Source organism: Nocardia sp. NPDC051750, from assembly GCF_044453135.1.
Classification (GTDB): Bacteria; Actinomycetota; Actinomycetes; order Mycobacteriales; family Mycobacteriaceae; genus Nocardia.
In genome coordinates, this window is the sequence record NZ_JBITCK010000001.1 from 1,178,771 (window position 1) to 1,204,222 (window position 25,452).

Genomic DNA, 25,452 nt, shown 5'->3' on the forward strand with positions numbered 1-25,452 from the left:
CTGCGTCGTGCTGGAACCGCTGGTGGCCGATCACAGTGGATCAGCGCACTGGACCGATCGTGACACAATTCATCGGTAATCGCCTCAACATCTCATGGAACGGAGGCTGCTTGTCGCGGACGCCGCGCCCGGTCGCGGCACCCGAACGGGATCGATTACAGGTTTTCCCGGGCGGCCAGTCGGCGCAGCGGCGGTTCGGTAGCCGGGGGGACCCGGCGGTCGGGTAGCTCCGCGAGCAGGGCTGTCGTCGCCTCGGCGACCGCGGCGACCGCCTTGTCCACCGCGGGTTTGGTGGCCGAACTCAATCCGGACAGGCCACCGACCTTGCGCACATACTGCAGTGCTGCGGCGTAGATCTCCTGCTCGGTTGCGGCGGGTTCCAGACCTCGCAAGGCGGTGATGTTTCTACACATGAATGCACATTAGCCCCGGGACTATGGCTGTGACAGGCCAAGCAGCAAATGTGAAAACATATCGACCGGTTCGGTATCGATTGCCGTGATCGACATGTCCTGATGACATTGACCGGACCGGCACGGGATTCGGGTCCTACACTCACGGTATGGCTGCTGCCGGATTGCCCACGCCGACCACCTTCCCCTATCCGGAGCTCGACAAGCGCGAGGAAGACCATTGGTCCGGCGCGCAGATCGACGATGACCGCCTGCGGGCATTGTCGCTGGGCGCCTTCTACTCGGCCCGCTGGGACGCGTTCCACGATGAACTGCTGCTCGGCCCAGAGCGCGACCATCCGCTCGGTGACCGGCGCGAACTGGCCATCGACACACTCACCGGAGCCTGGGGAATCACCGACGGCACCGAGGCCCGGGCCTCGATGGAACAGCTCCTCGAGGGTATGCACGCCCCGCTCTTCGCCCTGGTGCACCCGCTCGTCACGGCCTCGCTCAACGCCAGCGAACGCGACCGCTTCGGTGAACGCGCCGACCGCCACCGGGCCTTCCTGCGCCAGGTCGCCTCGTTCCGCGGTATCGATAATTCCGAGACTCTGGTCCGCGACTACGACATCTGGTCGCAGGCCATCAAGATCGGCTTCACCGACCACCTGTCCCGCCCGCTGCCCGCCGATATCCACGCCTGGGATCTGGCCCGGGTCGTCGCCGTGGCGCGGATGGCGTACACCGCGAGCTATATCGAAGCGGATGTGGCCTGGGATTACCTGGCCCGCGCGCTACCCCTGGCGCAGCGCAAATACCGCAACTGGCGCCAGTTCGGCGACGCTTACCTCACCGGCTGGACCTACTGGCAGGCCTGCGAAGACCTGGCAGAACTCAAGGACGGCGGGGTCGACCGCCGCCAAGAGCTGCTCCGCCTGTGGCTACGTCCCACCAGCCCGTGGCGGATGATCACCTTGCACTGATGCCGGCCGCATCCGGGACCGCACCGTCGTGAAGACCTCAGTGGTGGGGGGGGGGGGGGGGGGGCGCCCCCCCGGGGGGGGGGGGGGGGGGGGGGGGCCCGCCCGGGGGGGGGGGGGGGGGGGGGGGGGGGGGGGGGCCGCCGCCCGCCCCCGGGGGGGCGCGCCACCCCCCCCCCCCCCCCCCCCCCCCCCCCCCCCCCCCCCCCCCCCGCCCCCCCCCCCCGGCCCGCCCCCCCCCCCCCCCCCACCACTCAGATTCCGGGTAGGGAGCGCAGGATGCCGCGGCCGTAGCGCTGGAACTGGGTGTCGTCGACCATGCCCAGCGAATGCCGTTCGACCAGCAGTTCCCACTCCGAGTACAGATGGGCGACGCTCGGGTCGGCCGGTCCCGCCGACCCGTCCAGCGCGACCAGCCGGACGGCGAAGTTGACGGCGTAGGTCACGCGTTCGGTATCGGCACGGTCCAGACCGGTGAAACATATCGTGGTGTTTCCGTCGTGCACCTCGATCAGCGGCCGGCGCGCCGCCGGGTCCGAGCCGCCGGCTACCGAGTCCGGCTCCTCGGTGGCCCGCGCCCTCATGATCATCGGAATCGGCAGTTCGTGGACGTATGGTTCGTCCGCGCCCAGTGCCACCAGGAGCAGGCGGGTGGTCGTCACCGTGAGCAGGCAGGGATCGTCGTTGCCGACCGGCGGGTGCGCCGTCACGTAGGCGGTTTCGAGTACATATTCGTCACCGGTGACGAGGCGGTGCAGATCCGTCAGGGCCGATTCACCGCGCCCGGCCACCGACATGCGGCCCACCGCCCGGTCGACATCCGCGCGCACCGGACCCCGGTCGGTGTCTTCGAGGGGCGGCGCCTTCAGCTCCGGTGCGTGGATATCGATCCGCTGCGCGGCCAGGATCTGGTCGTTGATGCGGGAGACGATTCCGGCGGCGGCCGGCACATCGTGCTCGGCGATGAGCACCGGTAGCGGAGTCCGGTCGGCGGGCACGCCGACCAGCAGCTGGGCCGGGTAACGCAGGTAGATCTCGATCACGACCGCGTCATCGGCCCGCCGGCTGAGCCGTACTTCCAGCAGGTCGGTGACCGCGACGTCGAGCACCGGCTCGCCGTCGGTCTCGGTTTCTCCGTCGGCGCCGGGGCGCAGGACGATCAACCGCCCCGCTCCGTGCCGGACGATTGCTGTGGGTGTCCGTAACTCGACTATGTCCATACCCCCTGCGCTCGGGTCGTACGTAGATCATCATCGGTCGGGCGTGCGTGCCATGATTGTGATCACTACGAGATATCACAGACCACGCTGCCGGGAACCACCGTGGTTTTCCGGCCGTTTACCTGTTGAACTGCATCACCAGCCGAACTCCTCGCTTGCGATAAGTCAGGAAGCGCGATGTATCGACTAGACCGTACGCGGTAACGTGGCATATCCGCATCCGAATCCGTCCACCGGACGGTCCCGGAAGTGGGTTGCGCCGCTCGAGACCGACGCATCGCTAGGCAAAACGCGGAGACGCCTGAAAGGACTGGCCGCCCGGCCGACGCTCTATGAACCGCAAGACAGTGTTTCGCACCCTGGCGATAATCACGGGCATTCTGCTCGTGATCTATCTGTTCAGTTACTTCGGCAACGACACCCGCGGCTGGCAGAGCGTCGATACGTCGGTGGCCCTGAACCAGCTCTCCGACAAGGAGAACGTCACCAATGTTCAGATCGATGATCGCGAGCAGCAGCTGCGGATCGAACTGAGGAACGGCAACGACGCCACCGAGGGCCAGAACAAGATCATCGCCAAGTATCCCGGCGGCAGCGATACCTCATCGCAGATCTTCCGGGCTGTGCAGGATTCCGGCGCGCCCTACAACACGGTGGTCAAACAGGAGAGCTGGCTCACTCAGATCCTGCTGTTCGTCCTGCCCATGGTGATCCTGCTCGGACTCTTCATTTTCGTGATGTCGCGGATGCAGGGCGGTGGCCGCGGCGGGATGATGGGCTTCGGCAAATCCAAGGCCAAACAGCTGTCGAAGGATATGCCCAAGACCACGTTCGCGGATGTGGCCGGCGCCGACGAAGCGGTCGAAGAGCTGTACGAGATCAAGGACTTCCTGCAGAATCCGGTGCGCTACCAGGCGCTGGGCGCCAAGATCCCGAAGGGCGTGCTGCTCTACGGGCCGCCCGGTACCGGTAAGACGCTGCTCGCCCGTGCTGTTGCCGGTGAAGCGGGTGTGCCGTTCTTCACCATCTCCGGCTCGGATTTCGTCGAGATGTTCGTCGGTGTCGGTGCCTCCCGGGTGCGTGACCTCTTCGAACAGGCCAAGCAGAACAGTCCCTGCATCATCTTCGTCGACGAGATCGACGCGGTCGGCCGCCAGCGCGGCGCCGGGCTCGGCGGCGGGCACGACGAACGCGAACAGACCCTCAACCAGCTGTTGGTCGAGATGGACGGCTTCGGCGACCGCACCGGCATCATTCTGATCGCCGCGACCAACCGCCCCGATATCCTCGACCCCGCCCTGCTGCGCCCGGGCCGGTTCGATCGGCAGATCCCGGTCAGCAACCCCGACCTGGCCGGACGCCGTGCCATCCTGCGGGTGCATTCCCAGGGCAAGCCCATTGCGCAGGAAGCCGATCTGGACGGTCTGGCCAAGCGGACCGTCGGTATGTCGGGTGCCGATCTGGCGAACGTGATCAACGAGGCTGCGCTGCTCACCGCGCGGGAGAACGGCGCGACCATCACCGGTGACGCGCTCGAGGAGTCGGTGGACCGGGTGATCGGTGGTCCGCGCCGCAAGAGCCGGATCATCAGCGAACACGAGAAGAAGATCACCGCGTACCACGAGGGCGGGCATGCCCTGGCGGCCTGGGCGATGCCCGATATCGAACCGGTCTACAAGGTGACGATTCTGGCCCGCGGGCGCACCGGCGGACACGCGATGACAGTGCCCGAGGACGACAAGGGCCTGATGACCCGCTCGGAGATGATCGCGCGGCTGGTCATGGCCATGGGTGGCCGCGCCGCCGAGGAGTTGGTGTTCCACGAGCCCACCACGGGTGCGTCCTCCGATATCGACCAGGCCACCAAGATTTCGCGCGCCATGGTCACCGAATACGGTATGAGCTCCCGCCTGGGCGCCGTCCGGTACGGCCAGGAGCAGGGCGATCCGTTCCTCGGCCGGTCCATGGGCACCGCCTCGGATTATTCGCACGAGGTCGCGGGCGCCATCGACGAAGAGGTCCGCAACCTCATCGAGGCCGCGCATACCGAGGCGTGGGCGATCCTCAACGAGTACCGCGACGTGCTCGACGATCTGGCCACCGCGCTGCTCGAACGCGAAACCCTGCATCGTAAGGATCTGGAAGTCATCCTGAGCGCGGTGCAGAAGCGGCCGCGGATTACCGCGTTCAACGAATTCGGTGATCGAGTGCCGTCGGACAAACCCCCGGTGAAGACCCCGGGCGAACTCGCCGCCGAACGCGGTGAACCCTGGCCACCGGAGCCCAAGGTTCCGGCGGGCGTCGTACCGCACGATCCGGCAGCCGCTGGGAGCTTGCCGCAACCCGCCGGGTATCCGGGTGGGCCGGTCGCCCAGCCCGGTTACGGACAGCCCCCTGCCGGCTATCCGGTGCCGCAACAGCCGGCGCCCAGCTATCCGCGAGGTGCGACGCAGGGCTCGCGTCCGGATTACGGCGCTCCCGCGGGCTGGTCGGCCCCGGGCTGGCCGCCGCGTGAGCAGCCGCAATCACCTCCTGCCGAGCGCGGCTACGGTGCGCCCGCGGAGCAGCCGCGGCATGCCCAGCCGGACCGGAACTCCGGCGACCACGGCGGTCAGGGAGATTCCGGTTACGGGTCCGGTGAGGAGCCGGGCCGTGGCGGCGGGCACTCCTGGGACAGCCCGAACGGTCGGCAGTAGACCGGCGCCGATTACGCTCGGACGTGTTCGGCGCCCGGTGAGTACTGCCGCGCCCGAGATGTGGAGGTGTCCTATGTCGGCCGATCAGCAGACCAACGGCCATACAGCCGGTATCCCCGCCGAATTGGGGGAGACCGGTGGCCCGATGCCGGAGCTGATCGCCCGGCATACCGGTAAACCGTTCGACCAGGCGCGCGCCGAGTCGGCGGTCCGGGAGTTGCTGCTCGCGGTGGGCGAGAACCCCGACCGGCCCGGGTTGCTCGATACCCCCGCGCGGGTCGCGCGTGCCTACCGGGAAATGTTCGCCGGACTGTATGTGGAACCGGACGCGGTACTCAACACCACATTCGACGAGGAGCATCAGGAGCTGGTGCTGGTCCGTGATATTCCGATGTACTCGACCTGCGAGCACCACCTGGTGTCGTTCCACGGAGTCGCGCACGTCGGTTACATTCCCGGCCCGCACGGACGGGTGACGGGCCTGTCGAAACTGGCCCGGCTGGTGGATCTGTACGCCAAACGCCCTCAGGTGCAGGAGCGGCTGACCAGCCAGATCGCCGACGCGGTGATGCGCAAACTGGATCCGCGCGGAGCGATCGTGGTGGTCGAGGCCGAACACTTGTGCATGGCCATGCGCGGTATCCGTAAACCCGGTGCCAGCACCACCACCTCCGCCGTCCGGGGACTGCTGCAGACCAATTCGGCCTCGCGCTCCGAGGCCCTCGATTTGATCCTGCGCAAGTGAGCGATCAGCGACCGGCCGCCACCGTGCCCACCCTGACCGGGGTAGCGCCCCGCCCGGGCGTGCAGCCGCGGCCGGGCCGGTCGTGTGTGGTGATGGGCATCGTGAACGTCACCAGCGATTCGTTCTCCGACGGCGGGCGCTACCTCGATCCGGATCGGGCGATCGAGCACGGGGTCCGGCTCTTCGAGTCGGGTGCGGACATCATCGATGTGGGCGGCGAGTCGACCCGTCCGGGGGCGGCGCGGATCGACCCGCGAACCGAGGTGGACCGGGTTGTTCCGGTGATCTCGGGGTTGGTGGCGGCCGGGGTGCCCACCAGCGTCGACACCATGCGGGCAGTGGTCGCGGAGGCGTCGATCGCGGCCGGGGTCTCGGTGGTCAACGATGTCTCCGGTGGGCGGGCCGATCCGGCCATGGCCGAGGTGGTCGCCGCGGCCGATATTCCGTGGATTCTCATGCACTGGCGGGCCGCCGCGGACTACCGGCACACCGGCCCGGCCGATCACTACGACGATGTCGTGGCCGAGGTGCGGGCGGAACTGGGGGTCCAGGTGCGGCAGGCGATCGCGGCCGGTGTCGATCCCGCCCGGATCGTTCTCGACCCCGGCCTGGGCTTCGCGAAAACCGCGGAGCACAACTGGGCGCTGCTGGCCGCGCTGGACCGTTTCGTCGCCGACGGGTTCCCGGTGCTGATCGGGGCGTCGCGCAAGAGATTCCTGGGTTCGCTGCTGGCCGACGGCGCGGCACCGCGCCCACCCGCCGGGCGGGAAACCGCCACGGCGACGGTGTCGGCGCTGGCCGCCTGGCACGGCGCGTGGGGGGTCCGGGTGCACGATGTGCGCGGTTCGCAGGATGCGCTCGCGGTGACCGACGCCTGGCGCCGTGCCGTCGCGGCAGGAGCCGTCCGATGAGCGCCGCGCCGGCGGACCGGATCGAACTGCGTGGGCTACGAGTATTCGGCTACCACGGCGTTTTCGAGCACGAACGCCGGGACGGCCAGGAGTTCGTGGTGGATCTCACCGTCTGGACCGATATCTCGGCCGCCGCGGCCACCGACGATCTCGCCCACACCGTGGATTACGGCGCCCTCGCCGATATCGCGGTGGGCATCGTGCAGGGGCCACCGCGGAATCTGATCGAGACCGTCGCCACCGAAATCGCCGACCGGGTGCGCACGGTGCCCGGCGTCGCCGAGGTCGAGGTGGTCCTGCACAAACCGGGTGCGCCGATACCGCACAGCTTCGCCGATGTCCGGGTGGTGACCGCGCGCCGCGGCGAACAGGCGTCGCCATGACGCGCGCGGTGCTTTCCATCGGCTCGAACATGGGGGATCGGCTGGAGTTGCTGCGTGGGGTCGTCGCCGGGTTCGGTCCGCGGGTCCGCGCGGTCTCGCCGGTGTACACCACCGCGCCCTGGGGCGGGGTGGAGCAGGACGATTTTCTGAACGCCGTCCTCGTCGCCGAGGATCCGGACTACAACTGCCGTGCCTGGCTCGAACACGGCCGGCAGCTCGAACAGGCCGCCGGGCGAGAGCGGACGGTGCGCTGGGGCGCCCGCACCCTCGATGTGGATATCGTCACCTGCGCCGAATCGGTAGCAGGAGGGTTCCACGTCTGTTCCAGCGCCGACCCCGAACTGACCCTGCCGCATCCACGAGCCCATGAACGCGCCTTCGTCCTGGTCCCCTGGCTGGACGTGGAGCCGGACGCGGTGCTGACGGTGGCGGGTATCGACCACCGGGTCCGGGAACTGCTGGCGAAGCTGGACGAAGCCGAGGTCGCGGGGGTCCGCCGGACAACCCACACCCTCGAACCCGCCGCGGGAGCCGCGCCATGACCTTCGGGGGCAGCGATAAGAACACCGGCGGCGGGGACGGACCGGATATGAAACTGAAACCCACCCGTATCCGGGAACTGCTGGCCAATGTCCTCATCGCCACCGTGATCGCCTGGGTGGCCACTCGTCTCGCGTACGGGAGTTTCCCGCCGATCTCCTCGATCGCGGGAGCCTCCCTGTATCCGGTCGCCGCGCTCGAGGCCGTGCTCGGGTTCTATATCCGCACCCGGGTGAGCAACAGCCAGATCGGGGCCGACGGTCGCCGGCTGCATCCGATCACGGTGGCCCGGGCGCTGGCGCTGGCCAAGGCGTCCGCGCAGGTCGGGTCGCTGGCAGCCGGGGTCTGGCTGGGTTTCCTGCTGTGGATTTTCCCGCAGCGTGGTGATCTGCGGGCCGCCGATGCGGACTATCCCGGTGTCCTGATCGGCTGCGGTGCGGGTATCGCTCTGGTTGTTGCGGCATTGTGGCTCGAATACTGCTGCCGCGCTCCCGACGACCCGTCCGACGATCCCGCGCCCTCGTAAGCGGGCTCTCCGCGTTCGTTCCGGTCGCGCGGACTGTGCCCCGACAGCAACCGAACAGGCGTCTTCGTGATCGATCACGCCCTTTCCGACCTGGGCGCGGCCGCATATCGCGGCTACCCTTGCGGTCATGGTTTCACCGTCCCGCAGTAGCTCTTCCCCGCGCGGCCGGGAAGATGTGGGAAAGCTCTTCCTCGGCGCCCTGGTCCTACTCGGATTGGTGGCGAGTGTCTTTCTGGTGCTCAGCGATCGGGTGCAGATCGTCCGGGTGGGGTTGGTGATCGCGCTGTGGGCGGCGGTGCTCGGGGCGTGGGCGGTGAGCCGGTATCAGGGCAAGATCCGTGATCTGCGACGGACCTACGAGGTCGAACTCGAACGGGAGATCAGCGCGCGGCGCGAACACGATCTCGGTGTCGAGGCGCGGGTACGGTCCGAGGTCGGTGCCGACGCGTCCGAGATGGCCGCGCTACGGGCCGAACTGGCCGTCCTGCGGCGTCAACTGCAGCGGCTGTTCGACGGGGAACTCCCACCGGAACGCCCCGCGTTGCGCGCCTCCGCGACCCGGGTCCAGGAGCTGCCGAGTGCCCAGGACGGGCCCGTGCTCGCGACCGGGTGGCGCGCGACCGAGGAGGGTGAGCGCCGGGCGGTCGATGCCTGGGCGAACGCCGCGGCGGGCTGGTCGCATGCCGCGGATGCCTGGGTGGATACCGAGGCGGAGTCCGCCGAACAGAGCCCCGGCGCGGGCGGGCGCGGGAGCGACACCCCGGTCTACGACAGTGACCATCCGGGCCGGCCCCGGTTCGCCAGCCGCGACGACGATCCGGTCACCGCCGAAACGGCGATCGTGCGTTTCGACGACGAGGAGTCGCCGGCCCCCGGTAGGTCCGTACCGAGCTGGTCGGACGCCTTCACCGAGGTGTACGACGACCCGGATGCGGCCGCTACCGAACGCCCCGCACCGCTTCCGGCGGACGAGCCCGTACAGGGTCCGCCGCGGCAGCACGAGCTGATCCACGGTCCACCGGCACCGGAGGTGCCCGTCAATGGTGCGGCAGTGCCGAAATCGGAGCTACCCAAGAAACAAGCCGCGACGACGAAATCCCGGGAGCGGACCAGGCGCACCCCGGCCACAGCGACCCCTCGGTCGGCGAACTCCCGGCGGCGCCGGACCCAGGCCGCCGACCCAGGCGGCTCGCGCCGGCTGTCGGTCGCCGAGATCATGGCCAATCTGAGCCGGGAAGAGGAGCAGCGCAGCTCCTGAAGTGCGGCATATCACCCGGTGCGTCCATGGCGCATCGGCGCATCTCGGACCTATCCTCGACTCGTAACGTCCGGTACCCGCCCAGCGGGACTGGAACGACTTCGAGAGGACACTGTTGACCTCGCCACGCGTGACTCCTGGCAATCCGGCCGCGAGTGGTGATCCGGCGCCCGCACGATTGACGGTAGGAATCGTTTCGGCGGGACGCGTGGGATCAGCGCTCGGTGCCGCCCTCGAGCGCGCCGGACACGTGGTGTTCGGCGTCGCCGCCATCTCCGATGCCTCGGTGCAGCGGGCCCGTGCCCGGCTGCCCGAATCCCGGATCCTCCCGGTCGAGGAGATCGCTGCCCGCAGCGAACTGCTCATCCTGGCGGTTCCCGACGCCGAACTGGCCGGCCTGGTCCGGGGTCTCGCGAGCGCGCATACGGTACGGCCGGGCACGATCGTCGCGCACACCTCGGGCGCGAACGGGGTCGGCGTTCTCGCGCCGCTGCAGGAAGCGGGCGCGTTACCGCTGGCCATCCACCCCGCGATGACCTTCACCGGCCACGACGAGGATGTATCGCGCCTGGCCAACGCCTGTTTCGGGATCACCGCGGCGGACGAGATCGGCTATGCGATCGCGCAGTCGCTGGTGATCGAAATGGGCGGGGAGCCGGTCCGGGTGGCGGAGGAGCATCGCACGCTCTATCACGCCGCGCTCGCGCACGGCAGCAACCACCTGGTCACTCTTGTGCTGGACGCGGTGGAAGCCCTGCGGGAAGCGCTGGCCGGGCCCGGACTACTCGGCCAGCAGACCATCGACGATCAGCCGAACGGGCTGCCCGAACGCCTGCTCGCCCCGCTGGCCTCGGCGGCACTGGACAACGCATTGCGCCGGGGGCAGGCCGCGCTGACCGGCCCGGTGGCCCGCGGCGATACCGCCGCCGTCGCCGCGCACCTCGAGGCGCTGACCGCGGCCGATCCGCAGATCGCCGCCGGGTACCGGGCGATGTCGCGGCGTACCGCCGAACGGGCCCAGGCACCTGCCGAACTTCGTGACCTGCTGGAGGGACACCGATGATGCGATACCGCCGCCTTCGCTCCGGCCTCCGCCGGCCACAGGTGATCACTTCGCCAGGCGTCGACCGGGTCGCTGCTTCGCAGGAGGTGCGATGAACGACCAGACCCTGCGCGGTGCCTACCGCGCCGGTGAACTGACCGTGCAGCACGATCCGGCTGTGCTCGGGAAGGTTGTCCGCGCGCTGCGCCGTTCCGGCCGCACGGTCGGCTTCGTACCCACCATGGGAGCGCTGCACGAGGGACATCTCGAACTGGTCCGCCGCGCGAAGCGCAGCAACCAGATCGTGGTTGTCTCGATTTTCGTGAACCCGCTGCAGTTCGGCGCCGGCGAGGATCTGGACAGCTATCCGCGCACACTCGACGCGGATGTCGATATGTTGCGTCCGGAGGGCGTCGACCTGGTTTTCGCGCCGAGCCCGGCCGATATGTACCCGGACGGGCCGCGCACGACGGTGCAGCCGGGTCCGCTGGGCGCCGAACTCGAGGGCGCCTCCCGGCCGACGCATTTCGCCGGAATGCTCACCGTGGTGGCGAAACTGTTGCAGATCGTGGCCCCGAACGAGGCGTTCTTCGGCGAGAAGGACTACCAGCAGCTGGCCCTGATCCGGCAGATGGTCCGCGACCTGAACTTCGACGCGAAGATCGTGGCGGTCCCGACGGTCCGCGAGGCCGACGGGCTGGCACTGTCGTCGCGCAATCGCTACCTCGACCCCGCCCAGCGTGAGCTGGCGACCACACTGTCGGCGACTCTGCTGGCCGGCGCCCGCTCCGGCGCCGCGGGCGGACAGGCCGTGCTGGACGCCGCGCGCTCGGTCCTGGCTGCCGCCCCCGATATCGAACTGGATTACCTGGAACTCCGTGCCGCGGACCTGGGCCCCGCCCCGGAAGCAGGCAACGCCCGCCTCCTGATCGCGGCCCGCGTCGGCAGCACCCGGCTGATCGACAACGCCGCAGTGCAGCTCGGCGTGCAGTTGGACGGCCACCCCGACGCGGATATCTCCCGGGCGCCGGAGCGAACGGCGCTATCGAACACAGAAGGGCGACGATGATGTTGCGGACCATGATGAAATCGAAGATCCACCGGGCCACCGTGACCCACGCCGATCTCCATTACGTCGGATCGGTGACCGTGGATCAGGATCTGCTGGATGCCGCCGATCTGCTCGAGGGCGAACAGGTCTGCATCGTCGATATCGATAACGGTGCCCGGCTGGAGACCTACATCATCGCAGGTGAGCGTGGGTCCGGGGTGATCGGTATCAACGGGGCCGCCGCGCATCTGGTGAATCCCGGGGATCTGGTGATTCTGATCGCGTACGGGATGATGGACGAGGCCGAGTTGCGCGAATACGAACCGAAGGTCGTATTCGTCGACTCGCGGAACCGGCCGGTCGAACTGGGTTCCGATCCGGCGCATGCTCCGGAGGGATCCGATCTGATCAGCCCGCGCAATCTGTCTCTGGTCTGAGCGCCGACGGTAAACGGATGCTGCTGACCATCGACGTTCGCACCACGAGCACCGTTATCGGGTTGATGAACGGAACCGGTCCGGGTTCGGAACTGGTGCGGCACTGGCGGATTCACACCAACCCGCTGCACACCGCCGACGAGTTCGCGATGAATCTGCGCGGCCTGGTGGGATCCGATCTCGATGAGGTGACCGGGGTCGCCGGGCTGTCCACCATGCCGCCCATGCTGCGGGAGATGCGGCTCATGGTGGATCGCTACTGGCAGCACGTGCCGCATGTGCTGGTGGAGCCCGGGGTGCGCACGGGTATTCCGCTGCTGGTGGACAACCCGAAAGAGGTCGGTGCGGACCGGATCGTCAACAGTCTCGCCGCCTATCACGAATACGGCACCGCCGCGATCGTGGTGGATTTCGGCGTCTCGATCTGTGTCGATCTGGTGTCGGCGAAGGGGGAATTCCTCGGGGGTGTGATCGCACCGGGGGTGGAGATCGCGACCGAGGCGCTGATCGAGCGGGCCGCGCTGCGCCGGGTCGAACTGGCCCGGCCGAGGTCGGTGCTCGGGAAGAACAGCGTCGAATGTATTCAGGCCGGCGCGGTGTTCGGTTTCGCGGGTCTGGTGGACGGCCTGGTCGACCGGATCCGGGAAGATGTGGACGGATTCGCCGGCGACGATATCGCCGTGGTGGCGACGGGCCCGGCAGCGTCGTTGATCCTGGACGAGTCCGAGACCATCGAACATCATCTGCCGCATCTCACGCTGACCGGTTTGCGGCTGGTCTACGAACGTAACCAGCGGCGTAGCCGCGGCTGACGCATTTTCCGGTGTGACGTATTCCGCTGGGCCGGAGGTGGCCGCATCGGGTCCGTGTTGCTAAGCTCGCCGTGTGCTGTTCCGCGTGCGTACCCAGGAGTGTTGTCGAGGCTGATTCGCCTCGACCGTTCGAGGCATCCCGAATTCCTCGACCGTTCTCATTCCTCCTGGAGATGCGCATATGCGTTCCCCTGTTCTTTCCTCCGTAGCCCGGCCCTCGGCTCGTGATATCGCCGTCGCTGCCGCGAATCCGATCCCCGATCGGCCGATCGCCCCGGCATTGCCGACCCGCCTGCGTCCGGCGGATCTCTTACGGCTGACCGACGAGACCGGTGAGGATGTTCTGGCCGGTCGATACGACCATGTGCTCCCCGCCGGCGGCCGGTGGCCGCTGGTGGACCGTTGGGCCACCCGGTTGGTCGCCGACGACGAACTCGACATCTGGTTGATCAGCTGGACCCCGGACAAATCCACGAAACTACACGACCATGCCGGTTCGCTCGGTGCGCTGACCGTGCTGAGCGGTGCGCTCGCGGAGTACCGGTGGAACGGCACCGAACTCCGGCACCGGATTCTTTCGGCCGGCGACCAGGCCGCATTTCCGATCGGCTGGGTGCACGATGTCGTCCGCGCTTCCGAGCGGGTCGCGGTTTCCGGGCAGTCCGGCACGGGTCCGCTGGATCCCACATTGAGCGTGCATGCGTATTCGCCCCCGCTCACCGCCATGTCTTATTACGAGGTGACCGGGCACGGGAACCTCCGGCGTACTCACACCGTCCTCACCGATCAGCCCGAAGGTGAACTCTGATGCCGACACTGACCATCGATCAGATGCTCGACAATGCCCGCGCGCAGTTGCGGCGGATCCAGCCCGTCGAATTACCGGCCGCGTTGGCCCGCGGCGCGATCCTGGTCGATATCCGGCCCGCGGCCCAGCGGACCCGGGAGGGATCACTGCCGGGAGCGCTGGTCATCGAACGCAATGTGCTGGAGTGGCGGCTGGACCCGAGCAGTTCGGCCCGGTTGGCGCTGGCCGCCGATCACGATGTCGAATGGATTGTCGTGTGCTCGCAGGGTTACACCTCGAGCTTGGCCGCCGCATCATTGCGTCAATTGGGGTTGCATCGGGCCACCGATCTGATCGGCGGCTATCAGGCGCTGGTGGCGGCCGGTCTGCGTACCGTGGCGACCGGTGCCGAGCACTTCACGAGGGAAGTCCGTTCGCTCGCGGCTCTCTGAAATTGTTCTACGGCCCCGCGAATGCGACCGGAGCGCAATATATTTCCGTGGTATCGAAGCGCCGGCGGAATTCTCGAAGCTACCGAATGGTCTATTTTTCCGACCGGCGTCGCCGCGAGCCCCTACGCTGATTCCATATCGCGCGGTCGAGGGGCGGGCGGCTGACGAATCGATTTGCTGTGCACGCTAGGGTGGTTCGCTGTGAGCAACCCGAACTCCTCGTCATCCGGCGGCTCCGCGGGCGTTGTTCCCGCGGGGCGGGCCGGCCGCTCCGCGGAAGTCGACGACGTCCCCGAGCAGATGCGGATCCGGCAGGAGAAGCGGGAACGGCTGCTCGCGGCGGGTGGGGAGGCCTATCCGGTAGCGGTGCCCCGCACCCATACCCTGGCCGAAATCCGCGCCGCTCATCCGGATCTCGCGGCCGATACCGCGACCGGTGTCCAGGCCGGCGTGGCCGGGCGGGTCATCTTTATGCGCAATACCGGCAAATTGTGCTTCGCGCAGTTGCAGGAGGGCGACGGCACCACGTTGCAGGCGATGGTCAGCCTCAACGGCGTAGGTGCGGATGCGCTGGCGGCGTGGAAGGCCGATGTGGATCTCGGCGACATGGTTTTCGTGCACGGCGAAGTCATCTCGTCGCGTACGGGGGAATTGAGCATTATGGCCGATTCCTGGTCCATGGCCTCGAAAGCGCTGCGCCCACTGCCCGTCGCCCATAAGGAGATGAGCGAGGAGTCGCGGGTCCGGCAGCGTTATGTGGACCTGATCGTGCGTCCGGAGGCACGGGAGACGGCACGGACCCGGGTCGCGGTGGTGCGGGCGCTGCGCAATGCGCTCGAACGCCGGGGCTTCCTCGAGGTCGAGACGCCGATGCTGCAAACTCTGCACGGGGGCGCCGCCGCCCGCCCCTTCCGGACGCACTCGAATGCGCTCGATATGGATCTCTACCTGCGCATTGCTCCGGAACTTTTTCTCAAGCGCTGTGTGGTCGGAGGCCTCGAGCGGGTGTTCGAGATCAATCGCAACTTCCGTAACGAGGGCGCCGATTCCACCCATTCGCCCGAGTTCGCGATGCTCGAAACTTATCAGGCGTACGGCACCTACGACGACTCCGCGCGGATGACTCGCGAATTGATCCAGGAAGTCGCCCAGGAGGCACTGGGAACTCTGGTCGTGACACTGGCCGACGGCACGGAATACGATCTGGGTGGCGAGTGGACAACCGTCGAGATGTATCCGTCGCTATCGGAGTCGCTGGGGGTCGAAGTGACTCCGGAAACAACTGTTCCGGAATTGCTGGCACTCGCCGAACGGGAAGGTCTGGAAATTCCCGAAGGCAAGGGCTACGGCCACGGCAAACTCGTGGAGGAACTCTGGGAGCACTGCTACGGCGACAAGCTGTATATGCCGACTTTCGTCCGTGATTTCCCGGTCGAGACCTCCCCGCTGACCAGGCAGCACCGGTCGCGCGCCGGGGTCACCGAGAAGTGGGACCTGTATGTCCGCGGCTTCGAGTTGGCCACTGGTTATTCGGAGTTGGTGGACCCGGTGATCCAGCGGGAACGGTTCGTCGATCAGGCGCGGCTGGCCGCGGCCGGTGATGACGAAGCAATGGTTCTGGACGAAGACTTCCTGGCCGCGATGGAACACGGGATGCCGCCGACAACCGGAACCGGTATGGGAATCGACAGGTTGTTGATGGCGCTCACCGGATTGGGAATCCGGGAAACGATACTGTTCCCAATAGTGCGGCCGGTCGGCCGTTGAGCGAGCGGTTTGCATAGCCGATCGCTCGTCTTGGAATTTTCCGAATTCGAGGTATTCTTGCCTCGGGTAATCGGCCTGATTTTTGCGGGCCGCACGATTTCGAGAGGACGTTCATCTCATGGCAAAGAAGGTCACCGTTAGCCTGATCGACGATGTCGACGGTGAGTCCATCGCGGACGAGACCATCGAGTTCGCAATCGATGGGGTGTCGTACGAGATCGACCTGTCGTCGTCGAATGCGTCGAAGCTTCGGGACGAGTTGGAGCAGTGGGTTACCAGTGCCCGTCGCGTGAGCGGCCGGCGCCGGGTGAAGTCGGCGGTCGCCGCCGCCGGTGGTAACAGCAAGGGCCGTGCCACCATGGACCGTGAACAAAGTGCGGCAATTCGTGAGTGGGCGCGCCGGAATGGCCACAAGGTTTCCGCCCGGGGGCGTATCTCCGCGGATATCACCGACGCGTACAACAAGGCCTCGAAGGGTTAGTTCTTCTTTCAACTGTCGTTCGGAGATTTTTCGTACCCGGCGGCGGTAGGTCTTTCTCGATAGCGAATTGGAATTACCGCTGGCCCCGGCGTTGTGCGCCGGGGTCGCTGCGCTCAGCGGTGTTCCGTCTTGCTCCGGTGCCCGCTCGCCCGGCACCATAGAGGGGTTGGTTGGACCGGGCCCGTACGTGTGGCAGCGTGGGGGTCGGGTGGTGTTCGGCAGTTGCTGCCGGTATGGAGAGGTCAGGTATCGGCGCAGTGTCCGGATCCGTCGGCTCGTTCCTACGTTTCACCGATGACGAAGGCCGCCGGCGTGAGGTGATGCTGAGCCCCGACAAGCAGCGGATCACGATCGGGCGTTCGGCCGGCGCCGACCTGTCGCTGCGCTGGGACGCCGAGGTGTCGCGATTACACGCCGCCGTGGAATACCTCGCCGCGCAATGGACCATCGTCGACGACGGCCTGTCCCGTAACGGCACGTTCGTCAACGGCGAACGCCTGCACGGCCGCCGTCGGCTCATGCCCGGGGACCGTATCCGGATGGGTACCTCCCTGGTTTCCTTCCATGATTTCAACGGGGTCGCCGATGACGCGACCCGTGCCTCCAGCGGTAGCACCCCCACCGTCCGATCGCTGACCGAGGCGCAGCGCGGCGTCCTGATCGCGCTGTGCCGCCCGTACAAGGGAGATGCCGGCTTCGCCGCCCCCGCGTCCAATCAACAGATCGCCGACGAGCTGTTCCTCAGCGTGGACGCCGTCAAAACGCATCTGCGTGCGCTGTTCGCGAAGTTCGGGGTCGAGGACCTGCCCCAGAACCAGAAGCGGGTCCGGCTCGCCGCGCTGGCCATGCGCAGCGGTCTCATCGCTGATCGCGATCTCTAGCCGTATGTCCGCCTTCGTCCCGCCTGTGCGCGGCCGTCGGGTGTAATCCGGCCGACATTCCCGATCAGGTCCCCGGGAGCGCTCCCGGGCAGCGGGGTGTTCGCTGTGGGCAAAACCTGAGTGGGAAACGAATCCGCGGGTATGGGCGTTATGAATGAATAGCGCTGCGACCGGCTACAGATCATTAGGGTGGACCGGCGGCGGCACGAACCCCTGCCAACTAGAGTGGGAGGCGGGGGCCGCAACCCCTGGCCTTCATGGCAGGCTGAAGCCGACGGTTGTCCACGACACACCACGGCGTGAGCCGGCCATAGAGTCCGGAGCAGGAGAGTGAGGGAGCGATGTTCGAGAGGTTCACCGACCGCGCGAGGCGTGTCGTCGTCCTGGCCCAAGAAGAGGCCCGGATGCTCAACCACAACTACATCGGCACCGAGCACATCCTGCTGGGTCTGATCCACGAGGGTGAGGGTGTCGCGGCCAAGTCCCTGGAGTCGCTCGGCATCTCGCTGGAGGGCGTGCGCAGCCAGGTCGAAGAGATCATCGGCCAGGGTCAGCAGGCCCCGTCCGGTCATATTCCGTTCACCCCGCGCGCCAAGAAGGTGCTGGAGCTGAGCCTGCGCGAGGCGCTGCAGCTCGGCCACAACTACATCGGTACCGAGCACATTCTGCTCGGGCTGATTCGAGAGGGCGAGGGCGTCGCCGCCCAGGTGCTGGTCAAACTCGGCGCCGACCTGAACCGGGTCCGTCAGCAGGTCATCCAGCTGCTGTCCGGGTACCAGGGCAAGGAGCCGGTGGAATCCGGCGCCCGGGGCGAAACCGGCACCCCGTCCACTTCGCTGGTGCTCGACCAGTTCGGCCGCAACCTCACGCAGGCCGCGCTGGAAGGCAAACTCGACCCCGTGATCGGCCGCTCGAAAGAGATCGAGCGGGTCATGCAGGTGCTCAGCCGCCGCACCAAGAACAACCCGGTGCTGATCGGCGAGCCCGGTGTCGGTAAGACCGCCGTAGTGGAGGGCCTGGCCCAGGCCATCGTCAACGGCGAGGTCCCCGAGACGTTGAAGGACAAGCAGCTCTACACCCTCGACCTGGGTTCCCTGGTCGCGGGCAGCCGCTACCGGGGTGATTTCGAGGAGCGCCTGAAGAAGGTGCTCAAGGAGATCAACACCCGCGGCGACATCATCCTGTTCATCGACGAGCTGCACACGCTGGTCGGTGCGGGTGCTGCCGAGGGCGCTATCGACGCGGCCTCGATCCTGAAGCCGAAGCTGGCCCGCGGTGAGCTGCAGACGATCGGCGCCACCACCCTCGACGAGTACCGCAAGTACATCGAGAAGGACGCCGCCCTGGAACGCCGCTTCCAGCCGGTCCAGGTGGGCGAGCCGACCGTCGAGCACACCATCAACATCCTCAAGGGTCTGCGTGACCGCTACGAGGCGCACCACCGGGTCTCCATCACCGACGGTGCCCTGGTCGCCGCCGCCACCCTGGCCGACCGCTACATCAACGACCGGTTCCTGCCGGACAAGGCGATCGACCTGATCGACGAGGCCGGCGCCCGGATGCGTATCCGCCGGATGACCGCCCCGCCGGACCTGCGCGAATTCGACGACAAGATCGCCGATGCGCGCCGGGAGAAGGAATCGGCGATCGACGCGCAGGACTTCGAGAAGGCCGCGCGGCTGCGCGACAAGGAGAAGCAGCTCGTCGCCAAGCGGGCCGAGCGCGAGAAGCAGTGGCGCTCCGGTGATCTGGATGTCGTGGCCGAGGTCGATGACGAGCAGATCGCCGAGGTGCTGGCCAACTGGACCGGTATCCCCGTCTTCAAGCTCACCGAGGAGGAGACCACCCGTCTGCTCCGTATGGAGGACGAGCTGCACAAGCGGATCATCGGCCAGGAGGACGCCGTCAAGGCGGTCTCGAAGGCCATCCGCCGTACTCGTGCCGGCCTGAAGGATCCGAAGCGTCCGTCCGGTTCGTTCATCTTCGCCGGTCCGTCCGGTGTCGGTAAGACCGAGCTGTCCAAGGCGCTGGCGAACTTCCTGTTCGGCGACGACGACGCGCTCATCCAGATCGATATGGGCGAGTTCCACGACCGCTTCACCGCCTCGCGGCTCTTCGGTGCCCCTCCGGGCTACGTCGGCTACGAGGAGGGCGGCCAGCTCACCGAGAAGGTGCGGCGCAAGCCGTTCTCGGTCGTGCTGTTCGACGAGATCGAGAAGGCCCACCAGGAGATCTACAACACCCTGTTGCAGGTACTGGAGGACGGCCGCCTGACCGACGGCCAGGGCCGGACCGTGGACTTCAAGAACACGGTGCTGATCTTCACCTCGAACCTCGGCACTTCGGATATCTCGAAGGCTGTCGGCCTGGGCTTCACCCAGTCCAACAAGGAGGGCTCGAACTACGAGCGGATGAAGCTCAAGGTCAACGACGAGCTGAAGAAGCACTTCCGGCCCGAGTTCCTCAACCGTATCGATGACGTGATCGTCTTCCACCAGCTCACCACCGAGCAGATCGTGGAGATGGTGGATCTGATGATCAACCGCGTCGGCGTGCAGTTGAAGAACAAGGATATGTCGATGGAGCTCAGCGATCAGGCCAAGAGCCTGCTGGCCAAGCGTGGTTTCGATCCCGTGCTCGGTGCCCGGCCGCTGCGCCGCACCATTCAGCGCGAGATCGAGGACCAGCTGTCGGAGAAGATCCTGTTCGGCGAGATCGGTGCCGGCCAGAACGTCCTTGTCGACGTCGAGGGCTGGGACGGCGAAGGTTCCGGCGAGGACGCCCGGTTCACCTTCACCCCGAAGGCCAAGCTCACCAAGGACGAGGGTGAGAAGAAGCCGGAGGTCGTGCTGACCGGTGCGGGCGAGGGTACTACCGAGGCCGCCTCGGGCGAGTAATCCATCCGCGAACGAAGGGCCTGTCCCGCTGTATTGCACAGCTGGACAGGCCCTTTCGTATGTCCCGGTCACCGGAACTCGGCGGCCCGTAATTCGGCGGCGGGCAGGTGGGGGCGCGCGTAGGGTTGGACGCAGAGGTGCACTTCGAATGGGGGTAACGATGACCGATCCGAATCAGAGTTTGATCGCTGTCCTGCTCGACCGCTCCGGCTCCATGCAGTCGATCAAATCCGATACCGAGGGCGGGCTGGCCGCCTTCTTCGAGGAACAGGGCAAGGTCGAAAAGACCGTCCGGGTGACTTTCGCCCAGTTCGATACCGAGTACGAATGCCTGTACTCGAATATCCCGCTCGACGAGATTCCGCCGCCGGTCCTGCATCCCCGGGGCGGTACGGCGCTCTACGACGCGATCGGGAAATTGGTCACCGATATCGGTGCCGAGCTCGCCGGTCGCCCGGAATCCGAGCGCCCGGGCACGGTGATTGTCGTGATTCTCACCGACGGCCATGAGAATTCCAGCCGCGAATGGACCCATTCCGCCGTGCGTTCGCTGATCGAACAACAGCAGACCGACTACAACTGGGACTTTCTGTTCCTGGGCGCCAATATGGATGCGGTGCAGATCGGCACCCAGTTGGGGTTCGCGCCGCAACAGTCGATCACCTACGGCGCGGCACCGGCCGGCGTTCAGGGTGTTTTCCGGGCCGCGGGTGCGTATTCGTCCCGTCTGCAAGCCCCGGGCGCCGCCCCGGGTTCGGCCCGCGCTGCCGGGTTCACCGACGAGGAGCGCCGTGCCGCCGACCCGGGCAGTAGTTAGCTGATCCGCACGCCACGGGCACCAACAGCCGGGAGCCGCGGGAGCGGGCCAGTTCCAGCAGGCGGGTGTGCAGTTCAGGGCAGCGCGGCGCCGAGCCGTGTACGACGTGCTGCGCGCATTGACCACGGTCGCCTGCTGCGGGTGAGCCGATCCGGCGCAGTAGCTAGTGAACCGGCGCCGCCGACGTGCAGCGCCCGTCCGCGTGGGCCGACGTCCGGCGACTATGGCCTCGGACACCGCCGGTCGCCGCATTCACCGCCGGTCGCCGCATTTTCTGCTGACCGCACATCAGCGCATGCTCATGATCGCCGGAGAATCCGTGGTTCTATTCCGTTGTGGTCGGACCGGTTTCGACCCGTTCGGGTGTGGTATCGCGACCGGCGGGGCGGTCGGCCGCCGGAGTCCGCTTGTTCATCTCCGACCCCACCCGCGACCGCGCCAGTTCGTCCGGGTCGGCCGCTACCCGCAGCGGCCGGCTCGGCAGTCTGGCCGCGACTCGATAACCGCCGCTGGGCTTCGGGCCCGCGGTGAGCGCGCCGCCCAGTGCGTGGGTGCGTTCCCGCATGGCGATAATGCCCATTCCGCGGGTCGGGCCGGTGTGTTCGGGTTTGCCGGTGGGCCTGGTGTTGTCGATCGTGAGGTCCACGGAATCGGCGGTGAACCGCACGGTCACCGTGGCTTCGGCACCGGGGGCGTGCCGGATGACGTTGCTCAGCGATTCCGTCACGATCTGGGTCGCGGCCTCATCGATCGCCCCGGGCAGGGACCCGGCCGTCCCGACCAGGCGAGTGTGCACGATGAGTCCCGCCAGCCGGGGTTTGCGCAGGAGTTCGTCGAGGTCGGACATGGTCGGGTCGGGCTCGCGCGCCGGCGGCGGCGGTGCGGTGGGCGTGCCGTCGGCCCGGATGGTCGATTCGGCGTCGCGCGCCGATTCCGGCGGGCCGGTTCGCTCGCGACGCACGAAACCGCCACGCCGGGACCGTTTCTCCCGGTCGCGCGGTAGCGCTGTATCGGTATCCCGCCGCTGCTGGTTGTCGGATGCGGGCGGTGCGGTGGGGCCGGCCGGTTCCACCGTCTGGATCGCGTGCCGCAAGGCCTGCACATCTTCGAGCGCGTTGCGGCTGGTGGTCTTGATCTCGGCCACCGTGCCCGCGGCCTTCGCCGATTTGTTCTCGACCTGCTGCAGCGCCATACCCGACTGCACGTTGATCAGTGAAAGGTTGTGCCCCACCACATCGTGTAGTTCCCGCGCGATCAGCAGGCGCTCGGTACTCACCTCGAGCTCCCGCAGCCGCTGTGCCGCCACCTCGGTGGCGGCATCCCGCTCCCGGTGGGCGCGCAGGAGCACGCGGCGCTGCCACATCAGCACCGCCAGTGCCGCGGCCAGCGCCGGCCAACCCAGTAGCCCGGCTATCTCCCAGCTCGTCATCGCGAACTCTCCACCTGTATCACCCTATTCGCCCATCGGGCGAAGTCGGCGCTGCACACCCGGATTCCCGGTATCGCAAAGACATTCCGGGCATGAGCGGGTCAGGCCCGGAAGCGTTACCACGCAGGGCCCCCGCTCATGCCCAACAGACACAGGCCGAATCCGCCGGTTGGGCACGAAACGATCGGCGGCGGCGCGATACCGGTCGCAACTGCCGCGTGACCAGGCCCTGCGCGGGTATGGTCCAGTGATGGTCGACCAGCAAGTGCGTGTACCGGACCTGTCAGCACGGCCGTATGAGCTGACAGTGGAACGGGTGATGAAAGCCTCGCCCGAACTGCTCTACTTGGCATGGACCCAGGGATTCGATATCTGGTTAGCAGAGCCCGGGACGATGCGGATGCGCCCCGAGGTGAACGAGCCGTTCTACTTCGAGGCGGGCCGGGAGGAGAACAGGCGTCCGCACTACGGGCGATTCCTGCGGCTCGAACCGCGGCGCCTGGTCGAAATGACCTGGCTGACCGGGCCCGGCGGTACCGAGGGTGTGGAAACGGTGCTGCGGGTGGAGTTCGTCAAACAACCCCGCGGTATCCGGTTGCGTCTGCGGCACAGCGGTTTTGCCGACGAAGCGGCCCGCGACCGGCACCGCGCGGCCTGGCCGCCGGCGCTGGCCCGGCTCGACGAACGTACGGCTGCGGCCGGCTGACAGGTGCGAGTAGGTTCGACAATGGCCCCCATCAATTTGTCTTCGAAAGGATTGTGATGCCCACACGTACCGCGCGCACCGCATGGACCGGTGGTCTGCAGGACGGCTCCGGCCAGGTCGAGCTGGTCAGTTCCGGAGTCGGCAAGTACGAGGTGTCCTTCCCCAAACGGTCCGCCGACGAAGCCGGCGGCACGACCAGCCCGGAGGAGTTGATCGCGGGAGCCCATGCGTCCTGCTACGCGATGGCACTCTCGAACGAGATCGCCCAGGCCGGGGGAACTCCGGAGAGCCTCGATGTATCGGCGTCCGTCACCCTCGGACCCGATCCGGCCGGTGGGTTCCGGATCAGCCGGATCGCGCTGACCGTGCGCGGCCGGGTGTCCGGTCTGGACAACGCGGGTTTCACCACGGCGGCCGCCGCGGCCAAGTCGGGATGCCCGGTGAGCAAAGCACTGGCCGGAGTCGACGAGATCACGCTCGACGCCGCCCTGGAATCCTGAGCGGTTCCCGGGCTCCCGCATCGGCGGGGCCCGGGACCACCGGACGGGTGCGGATGGCCCCTACCGGCCCCGGAACCAGGCGCGCGCCGCCGGCGTGTACATGGCCGGGATCGCGACCAGCACCGCGCAGATATGCCCCACCCGAGTGAGCACGACGAGAATATTTTCGACGGTCGGATCGGGAAGCGCGCCGCCGATACTGCCGGCGGCCGCCAGCGCGGCGATCGGTTCCACCAGCAGCGACGCCGAGCCGATCAGGCCGATGCCGAAGGTCAGCATCAGCCGCGCCCAGCGGTCACCGCGCAGCATCCGCCAGGCCACCCCGAGTACCACGGTGTAGATCACCGCGCGCACGAGCAGTCCGCCGGCGACCGAACCGAGGTCCGCGGCCGGCTCACCGAGTTGCCCCACGGTATGGACCCCCGCCTCCGCGACGCCGAACCCGACCGCCGTCACCAGCGCGAGGAACGCGGTGGTGACGGCCCCGGGCCGCGGGCGATCGACACCTGACTCGCTCATGCTGTGCTTATCGCGCATGAGCGAGGGCCCTGCGTGGTTACGCTTCGCTGCCGCCTCCGGGCCTGACTCGCCCATGCTGTGCCTATCGCGCATGAGCGAGGGCCCTGCGTGGTTACGCTTCGCTGCCGCCTCCGGGCCTGACTCGCCCATGCGGATGCCGGTCTGGTTCATGCACTCGACACTTCCGGGGGCACACCGGAGCCGGAATCACCCTGCGGTGGTGGCTGTTTCCGGTACCGGGGTACGGCTGTGCGTGCTCCACTCGGTGAGCACCGCGAACGCGAGGCCGATGCTCACCCACAGCGTGGTGGAGACCGCCAGGGACGCGGTCCGGAACTCCCACAGCAGCGTGGCCGGGAAATCCGGACCCACCTCGTTCACGCCGGGCAGCGCTATGTAACCGATCGTGGTGATCAGCGCGAACACCGCAACCGCGGCAATGAGCCGGACGGTTTCGAGTTGCGTGCGCAGCAGCTTCCAGACGTAGACCCCCGCCGCTGCAGCGACCAGGCCCAGGACAACAGCGGCGACCCACAGCAGAGTGCGTTCGCTGATCGTTTCCGGATCGCCCACCGCAGGTGGGTTGGCGGGGTACTTGAAGAACGGCACGGCCACTACCGCGAGCCAGCCGCCGAGGCCGAGCCCCAGCACCAGCCGCGGTCCAGGTAGCGAGGTGAACCGCCGGACGTAGTGCGCTGCCGTCGCGACGATCGCGCCGAAGGCCATACCCGCGAGGGCGTTCGCCAGGAACTGGCCGAACTTCTGCCACGGCCGGCTGACCACGGCTTCGTCCTCGTCGTGGCTGTGCCCGGCTTCGTCACCGTGGGTGTGCCCGGCCGGAGAATCGTGCGAGTTCGCCTCGGTCCCGGCCGCGGCCTCTTCGATGGCGATGGCCGCGTCCACCTTGGGTTCGCCGACGAAATTCCCGACGACACCCGCCAGCAGTCCGGCGATCAAACCGGCGAGCAGGCCACGGATCAGTAGAGCTCCGAACGACCCGCTCAGTGGCATGGGACGCCCAGCAGATGCCGTCCGTCGTGCATCAGCTCGTGCAGGAACATCCCGCTGCGCGAGATCGCGCCCTGGTCGAAGCCCACCAGGTAGAGCGTCAGCAACGCCAGGAATACGACACCGGCCGTGATGAGCACGGTCGCCGCGGTCTCGGCGGCCCGGCTCGGGACGTGGACGATGGCCATGATGTGTCCTCCTCCGGGAGTTCG

Annotated in this window: 27 protein-coding genes; 21 read left to right on the forward strand and 6 right to left on the reverse strand. The window is 67.5% G+C overall.

Annotated elements, in window-relative coordinates; translation table 11 throughout:
• Positions 1–155 precede the first annotated feature (155 nt).
• Positions 156–413, reverse strand: coding sequence for a DUF2277 domain-containing protein (locus tag ACIA75_RS05120; RefSeq protein ID WP_397100043.1), 258 nt, complete (start codon positions 411–413; stop codon positions 156–158).
• Between the two features lie 149 nt (positions 414–562).
• Here ACIA75_RS05120 and ACIA75_RS05125 point away from each other — a divergent pair, with 149 nt between their 5' ends.
• Complete coding sequence (locus tag ACIA75_RS05125) at positions 563–1,378, forward strand: DUF1266 domain-containing protein (RefSeq protein ID WP_397100046.1); 816 nt, start codon at positions 563–565, stop codon at positions 1,376–1,378.
• 251 nt (positions 1,379–1,629) lie between these two features.
• Here ACIA75_RS05125 and ACIA75_RS05130 read toward each other — a convergent pair whose 3' ends face one another.
• Positions 1,630–2,595: a hypothetical protein gene (locus tag ACIA75_RS05130; RefSeq protein WP_397100048.1), complete on the reverse strand. Its 966-nt coding sequence runs from the start codon at positions 2,593–2,595 to the stop codon at positions 1,630–1,632.
• Positions 2,596–2,927: 332 nt separating this feature from the next.
• On the opposite strand from ACIA75_RS05130, the gene ftsH reads away from it, so the two are divergent.
• From ftsH to ACIA75_RS05220, 18 genes are all read left to right on the forward strand, one after another.
• Entirely contained in the window at positions 2,928–5,291 is a 2,364-nt protein-coding gene (gene ftsH, locus ACIA75_RS05135) for an ATP-dependent zinc metalloprotease FtsH (protein ID WP_397100050.1), read from the forward strand.
• 145 nt (positions 5,292–5,436) lie between these two features.
• Positions 5,437–6,036 (forward strand): GTP cyclohydrolase I FolE, encoded by a 600-nt coding sequence (gene folE / locus ACIA75_RS05140; RefSeq protein WP_397100950.1) that lies wholly within the window; start codon positions 5,437–5,439, stop codon positions 6,034–6,036.
• Positions 6,037–6,128: 92 nt separating this feature from the next.
• Positions 6,129–6,947 (forward strand): dihydropteroate synthase, encoded by an 819-nt coding sequence (gene folP / locus ACIA75_RS05145; protein ID WP_397100952.1) that lies wholly within the window; start codon positions 6,129–6,131, stop codon positions 6,945–6,947.
• Positions 6,944–7,330, forward strand: a complete 387-nt coding sequence (gene folB, locus ACIA75_RS05150) for a dihydroneopterin aldolase (RefSeq protein ID WP_397100052.1) — start codon at positions 6,944–6,946, stop codon at positions 7,328–7,330. Before folP ends, folB begins: the two co-directional genes overlap by 4 nt.
• Complete coding sequence (gene folK, locus ACIA75_RS05155) at positions 7,327–7,872, forward strand: 2-amino-4-hydroxy-6-hydroxymethyldihydropteridine diphosphokinase (RefSeq protein ID WP_397100054.1); 546 nt, start codon at positions 7,327–7,329, stop codon at positions 7,870–7,872. The genes folB and folK overlap by 4 nt, the downstream gene beginning before the upstream one ends.
• Positions 7,869–8,396 carry a DUF3180 domain-containing protein gene (locus tag ACIA75_RS05160; RefSeq protein ID WP_397100056.1) on the forward strand — a complete coding sequence of 176 codons (528 nt, stop codon included), beginning with the start codon at positions 7,869–7,871 and terminating at the stop codon, positions 8,394–8,396. The genes folK and ACIA75_RS05160 overlap by 4 nt, the downstream gene beginning before the upstream one ends.
• A 127-nt stretch (positions 8,397–8,523) precedes the next feature.
• A complete protein-coding gene (locus tag ACIA75_RS05165; protein ID WP_397100058.1) occupies positions 8,524–9,654 on the forward strand; it encodes a DUF6779 domain-containing protein in 1,131 nt (376 codons plus the stop codon).
• Between the two features lie 115 nt (positions 9,655–9,769).
• Positions 9,770–10,717 (forward strand): Rossmann-like and DUF2520 domain-containing protein, encoded by a 948-nt coding sequence (locus tag ACIA75_RS05170; RefSeq protein WP_397100060.1) that lies wholly within the window; start codon positions 9,770–9,772, stop codon positions 10,715–10,717.
• A gap of 91 nt (positions 10,718–10,808) precedes the next feature.
• Positions 10,809–11,765, forward strand: coding sequence for a pantoate--beta-alanine ligase (gene panC, locus ACIA75_RS05175; protein ID WP_397100062.1), 957 nt, complete (start codon positions 10,809–10,811; stop codon positions 11,763–11,765).
• A complete protein-coding gene (gene panD, locus ACIA75_RS05180; protein ID WP_397100954.1) occupies positions 11,765–12,184 on the forward strand; it encodes an aspartate 1-decarboxylase in 420 nt (139 codons plus the stop codon). Before panC ends, panD begins: the two co-directional genes overlap by 1 nt.
• Before the next feature lie 17 nt (positions 12,185–12,201).
• Positions 12,202–12,996 carry a type III pantothenate kinase gene (locus ACIA75_RS05185; protein ID WP_397100064.1) on the forward strand — a complete coding sequence of 265 codons (795 nt, stop codon included), beginning with the start codon at positions 12,202–12,204 and terminating at the stop codon, positions 12,994–12,996.
• Positions 12,997–13,177: 181 nt separating this feature from the next.
• Positions 13,178–13,804: a cysteine dioxygenase gene (locus ACIA75_RS05190; RefSeq protein WP_397100066.1), complete on the forward strand. Its 627-nt coding sequence runs from the start codon at positions 13,178–13,180 to the stop codon at positions 13,802–13,804.
• A gap of 8 nt (positions 13,805–13,812) precedes the next feature.
• A complete protein-coding gene (locus tag ACIA75_RS05195; RefSeq protein ID WP_397100956.1) occupies positions 13,813–14,235 on the forward strand; it encodes a rhodanese-like domain-containing protein in 423 nt (140 codons plus the stop codon).
• Positions 14,236–14,535: 300 nt separating this feature from the next.
• Positions 14,536–16,002, forward strand: coding sequence for a lysine--tRNA ligase (lysS, locus tag ACIA75_RS05200; protein WP_397100958.1), 1,467 nt, complete (start codon positions 14,536–14,538; stop codon positions 16,000–16,002).
• 118 nt (positions 16,003–16,120) lie between these two features.
• Complete coding sequence (locus tag ACIA75_RS05205; protein WP_397100068.1) at positions 16,121–16,483, forward strand: Lsr2 family protein; 363 nt, start codon at positions 16,121–16,123, stop codon at positions 16,481–16,483.
• Between the two features lie 233 nt (positions 16,484–16,716).
• Entirely contained in the window at positions 16,717–17,364 is a 648-nt protein-coding gene (locus tag ACIA75_RS05210) for an FHA domain-containing protein (protein ID WP_397100070.1), read from the forward strand.
• Between the two features lie 341 nt (positions 17,365–17,705).
• The gene (locus ACIA75_RS05215; protein WP_397100072.1) at positions 17,706–20,261 is read left to right on the forward strand and encodes an ATP-dependent Clp protease ATP-binding subunit; all 2,556 of its coding nucleotides are present in this window, start codon (positions 17,706–17,708) and stop codon (positions 20,259–20,261) included.
• A 160-nt stretch (positions 20,262–20,421) separates the two neighbouring features.
• Positions 20,422–21,078 carry a VWA domain-containing protein gene (locus ACIA75_RS05220; protein WP_397100074.1) on the forward strand — a complete coding sequence of 219 codons (657 nt, stop codon included), beginning with the start codon at positions 20,422–20,424 and terminating at the stop codon, positions 21,076–21,078.
• Positions 21,079–21,403: 325 nt separating this feature from the next.
• Here ACIA75_RS05220 and ACIA75_RS05225 read toward each other — a convergent pair whose 3' ends face one another.
• Positions 21,404–22,507, reverse strand: coding sequence for a sensor histidine kinase (locus ACIA75_RS05225; protein WP_397100076.1), 1,104 nt, complete (start codon positions 22,505–22,507; stop codon positions 21,404–21,406).
• Positions 22,508–22,757: 250 nt separating this feature from the next.
• On the opposite strand from ACIA75_RS05225, the gene ACIA75_RS05230 reads away from it, so the two are divergent.
• Together ACIA75_RS05230 and ACIA75_RS05235 are read left to right on the forward strand one after the other, a co-directional pair.
• Positions 22,758–23,213 (forward strand): SRPBCC domain-containing protein, encoded by a 456-nt coding sequence (locus ACIA75_RS05230; RefSeq protein ID WP_397100078.1) that lies wholly within the window; start codon positions 22,758–22,760, stop codon positions 23,211–23,213.
• Positions 23,214–23,269: 56 nt separating this feature from the next.
• A complete protein-coding gene (locus ACIA75_RS05235; protein ID WP_397100080.1) occupies positions 23,270–23,713 on the forward strand; it encodes an OsmC family peroxiredoxin in 444 nt (147 codons plus the stop codon).
• A gap of 60 nt (positions 23,714–23,773) precedes the next feature.
• Here the strand turns inward: ACIA75_RS05235 and ACIA75_RS05240 are convergent, their stop codons facing one another.
• The 3 genes from ACIA75_RS05240 to ACIA75_RS05250 all read right to left on the reverse strand — a co-directional run bounded on the left by ACIA75_RS05240 (position 23,774) and on the right by ACIA75_RS05250 (position 25,428).
• Positions 23,774–24,232 (reverse strand): hypothetical protein, encoded by a 459-nt coding sequence (locus tag ACIA75_RS05240; protein ID WP_397100082.1) that lies wholly within the window; start codon positions 24,230–24,232, stop codon positions 23,774–23,776.
• A 207-nt stretch (positions 24,233–24,439) separates the two neighbouring features.
• Entirely contained in the window at positions 24,440–25,243 is an 804-nt protein-coding gene (locus ACIA75_RS05245) for a CbtA family protein (RefSeq protein WP_397100084.1), read from the reverse strand.
• Positions 25,234–25,428, reverse strand: coding sequence for a CbtB domain-containing protein (locus tag ACIA75_RS05250; protein WP_397100086.1), 195 nt, complete (start codon positions 25,426–25,428; stop codon positions 25,234–25,236). The genes ACIA75_RS05245 and ACIA75_RS05250 overlap by 10 nt, the downstream gene beginning before the upstream one ends.
• Positions 25,429–25,452 lie beyond the last annotated feature (24 nt).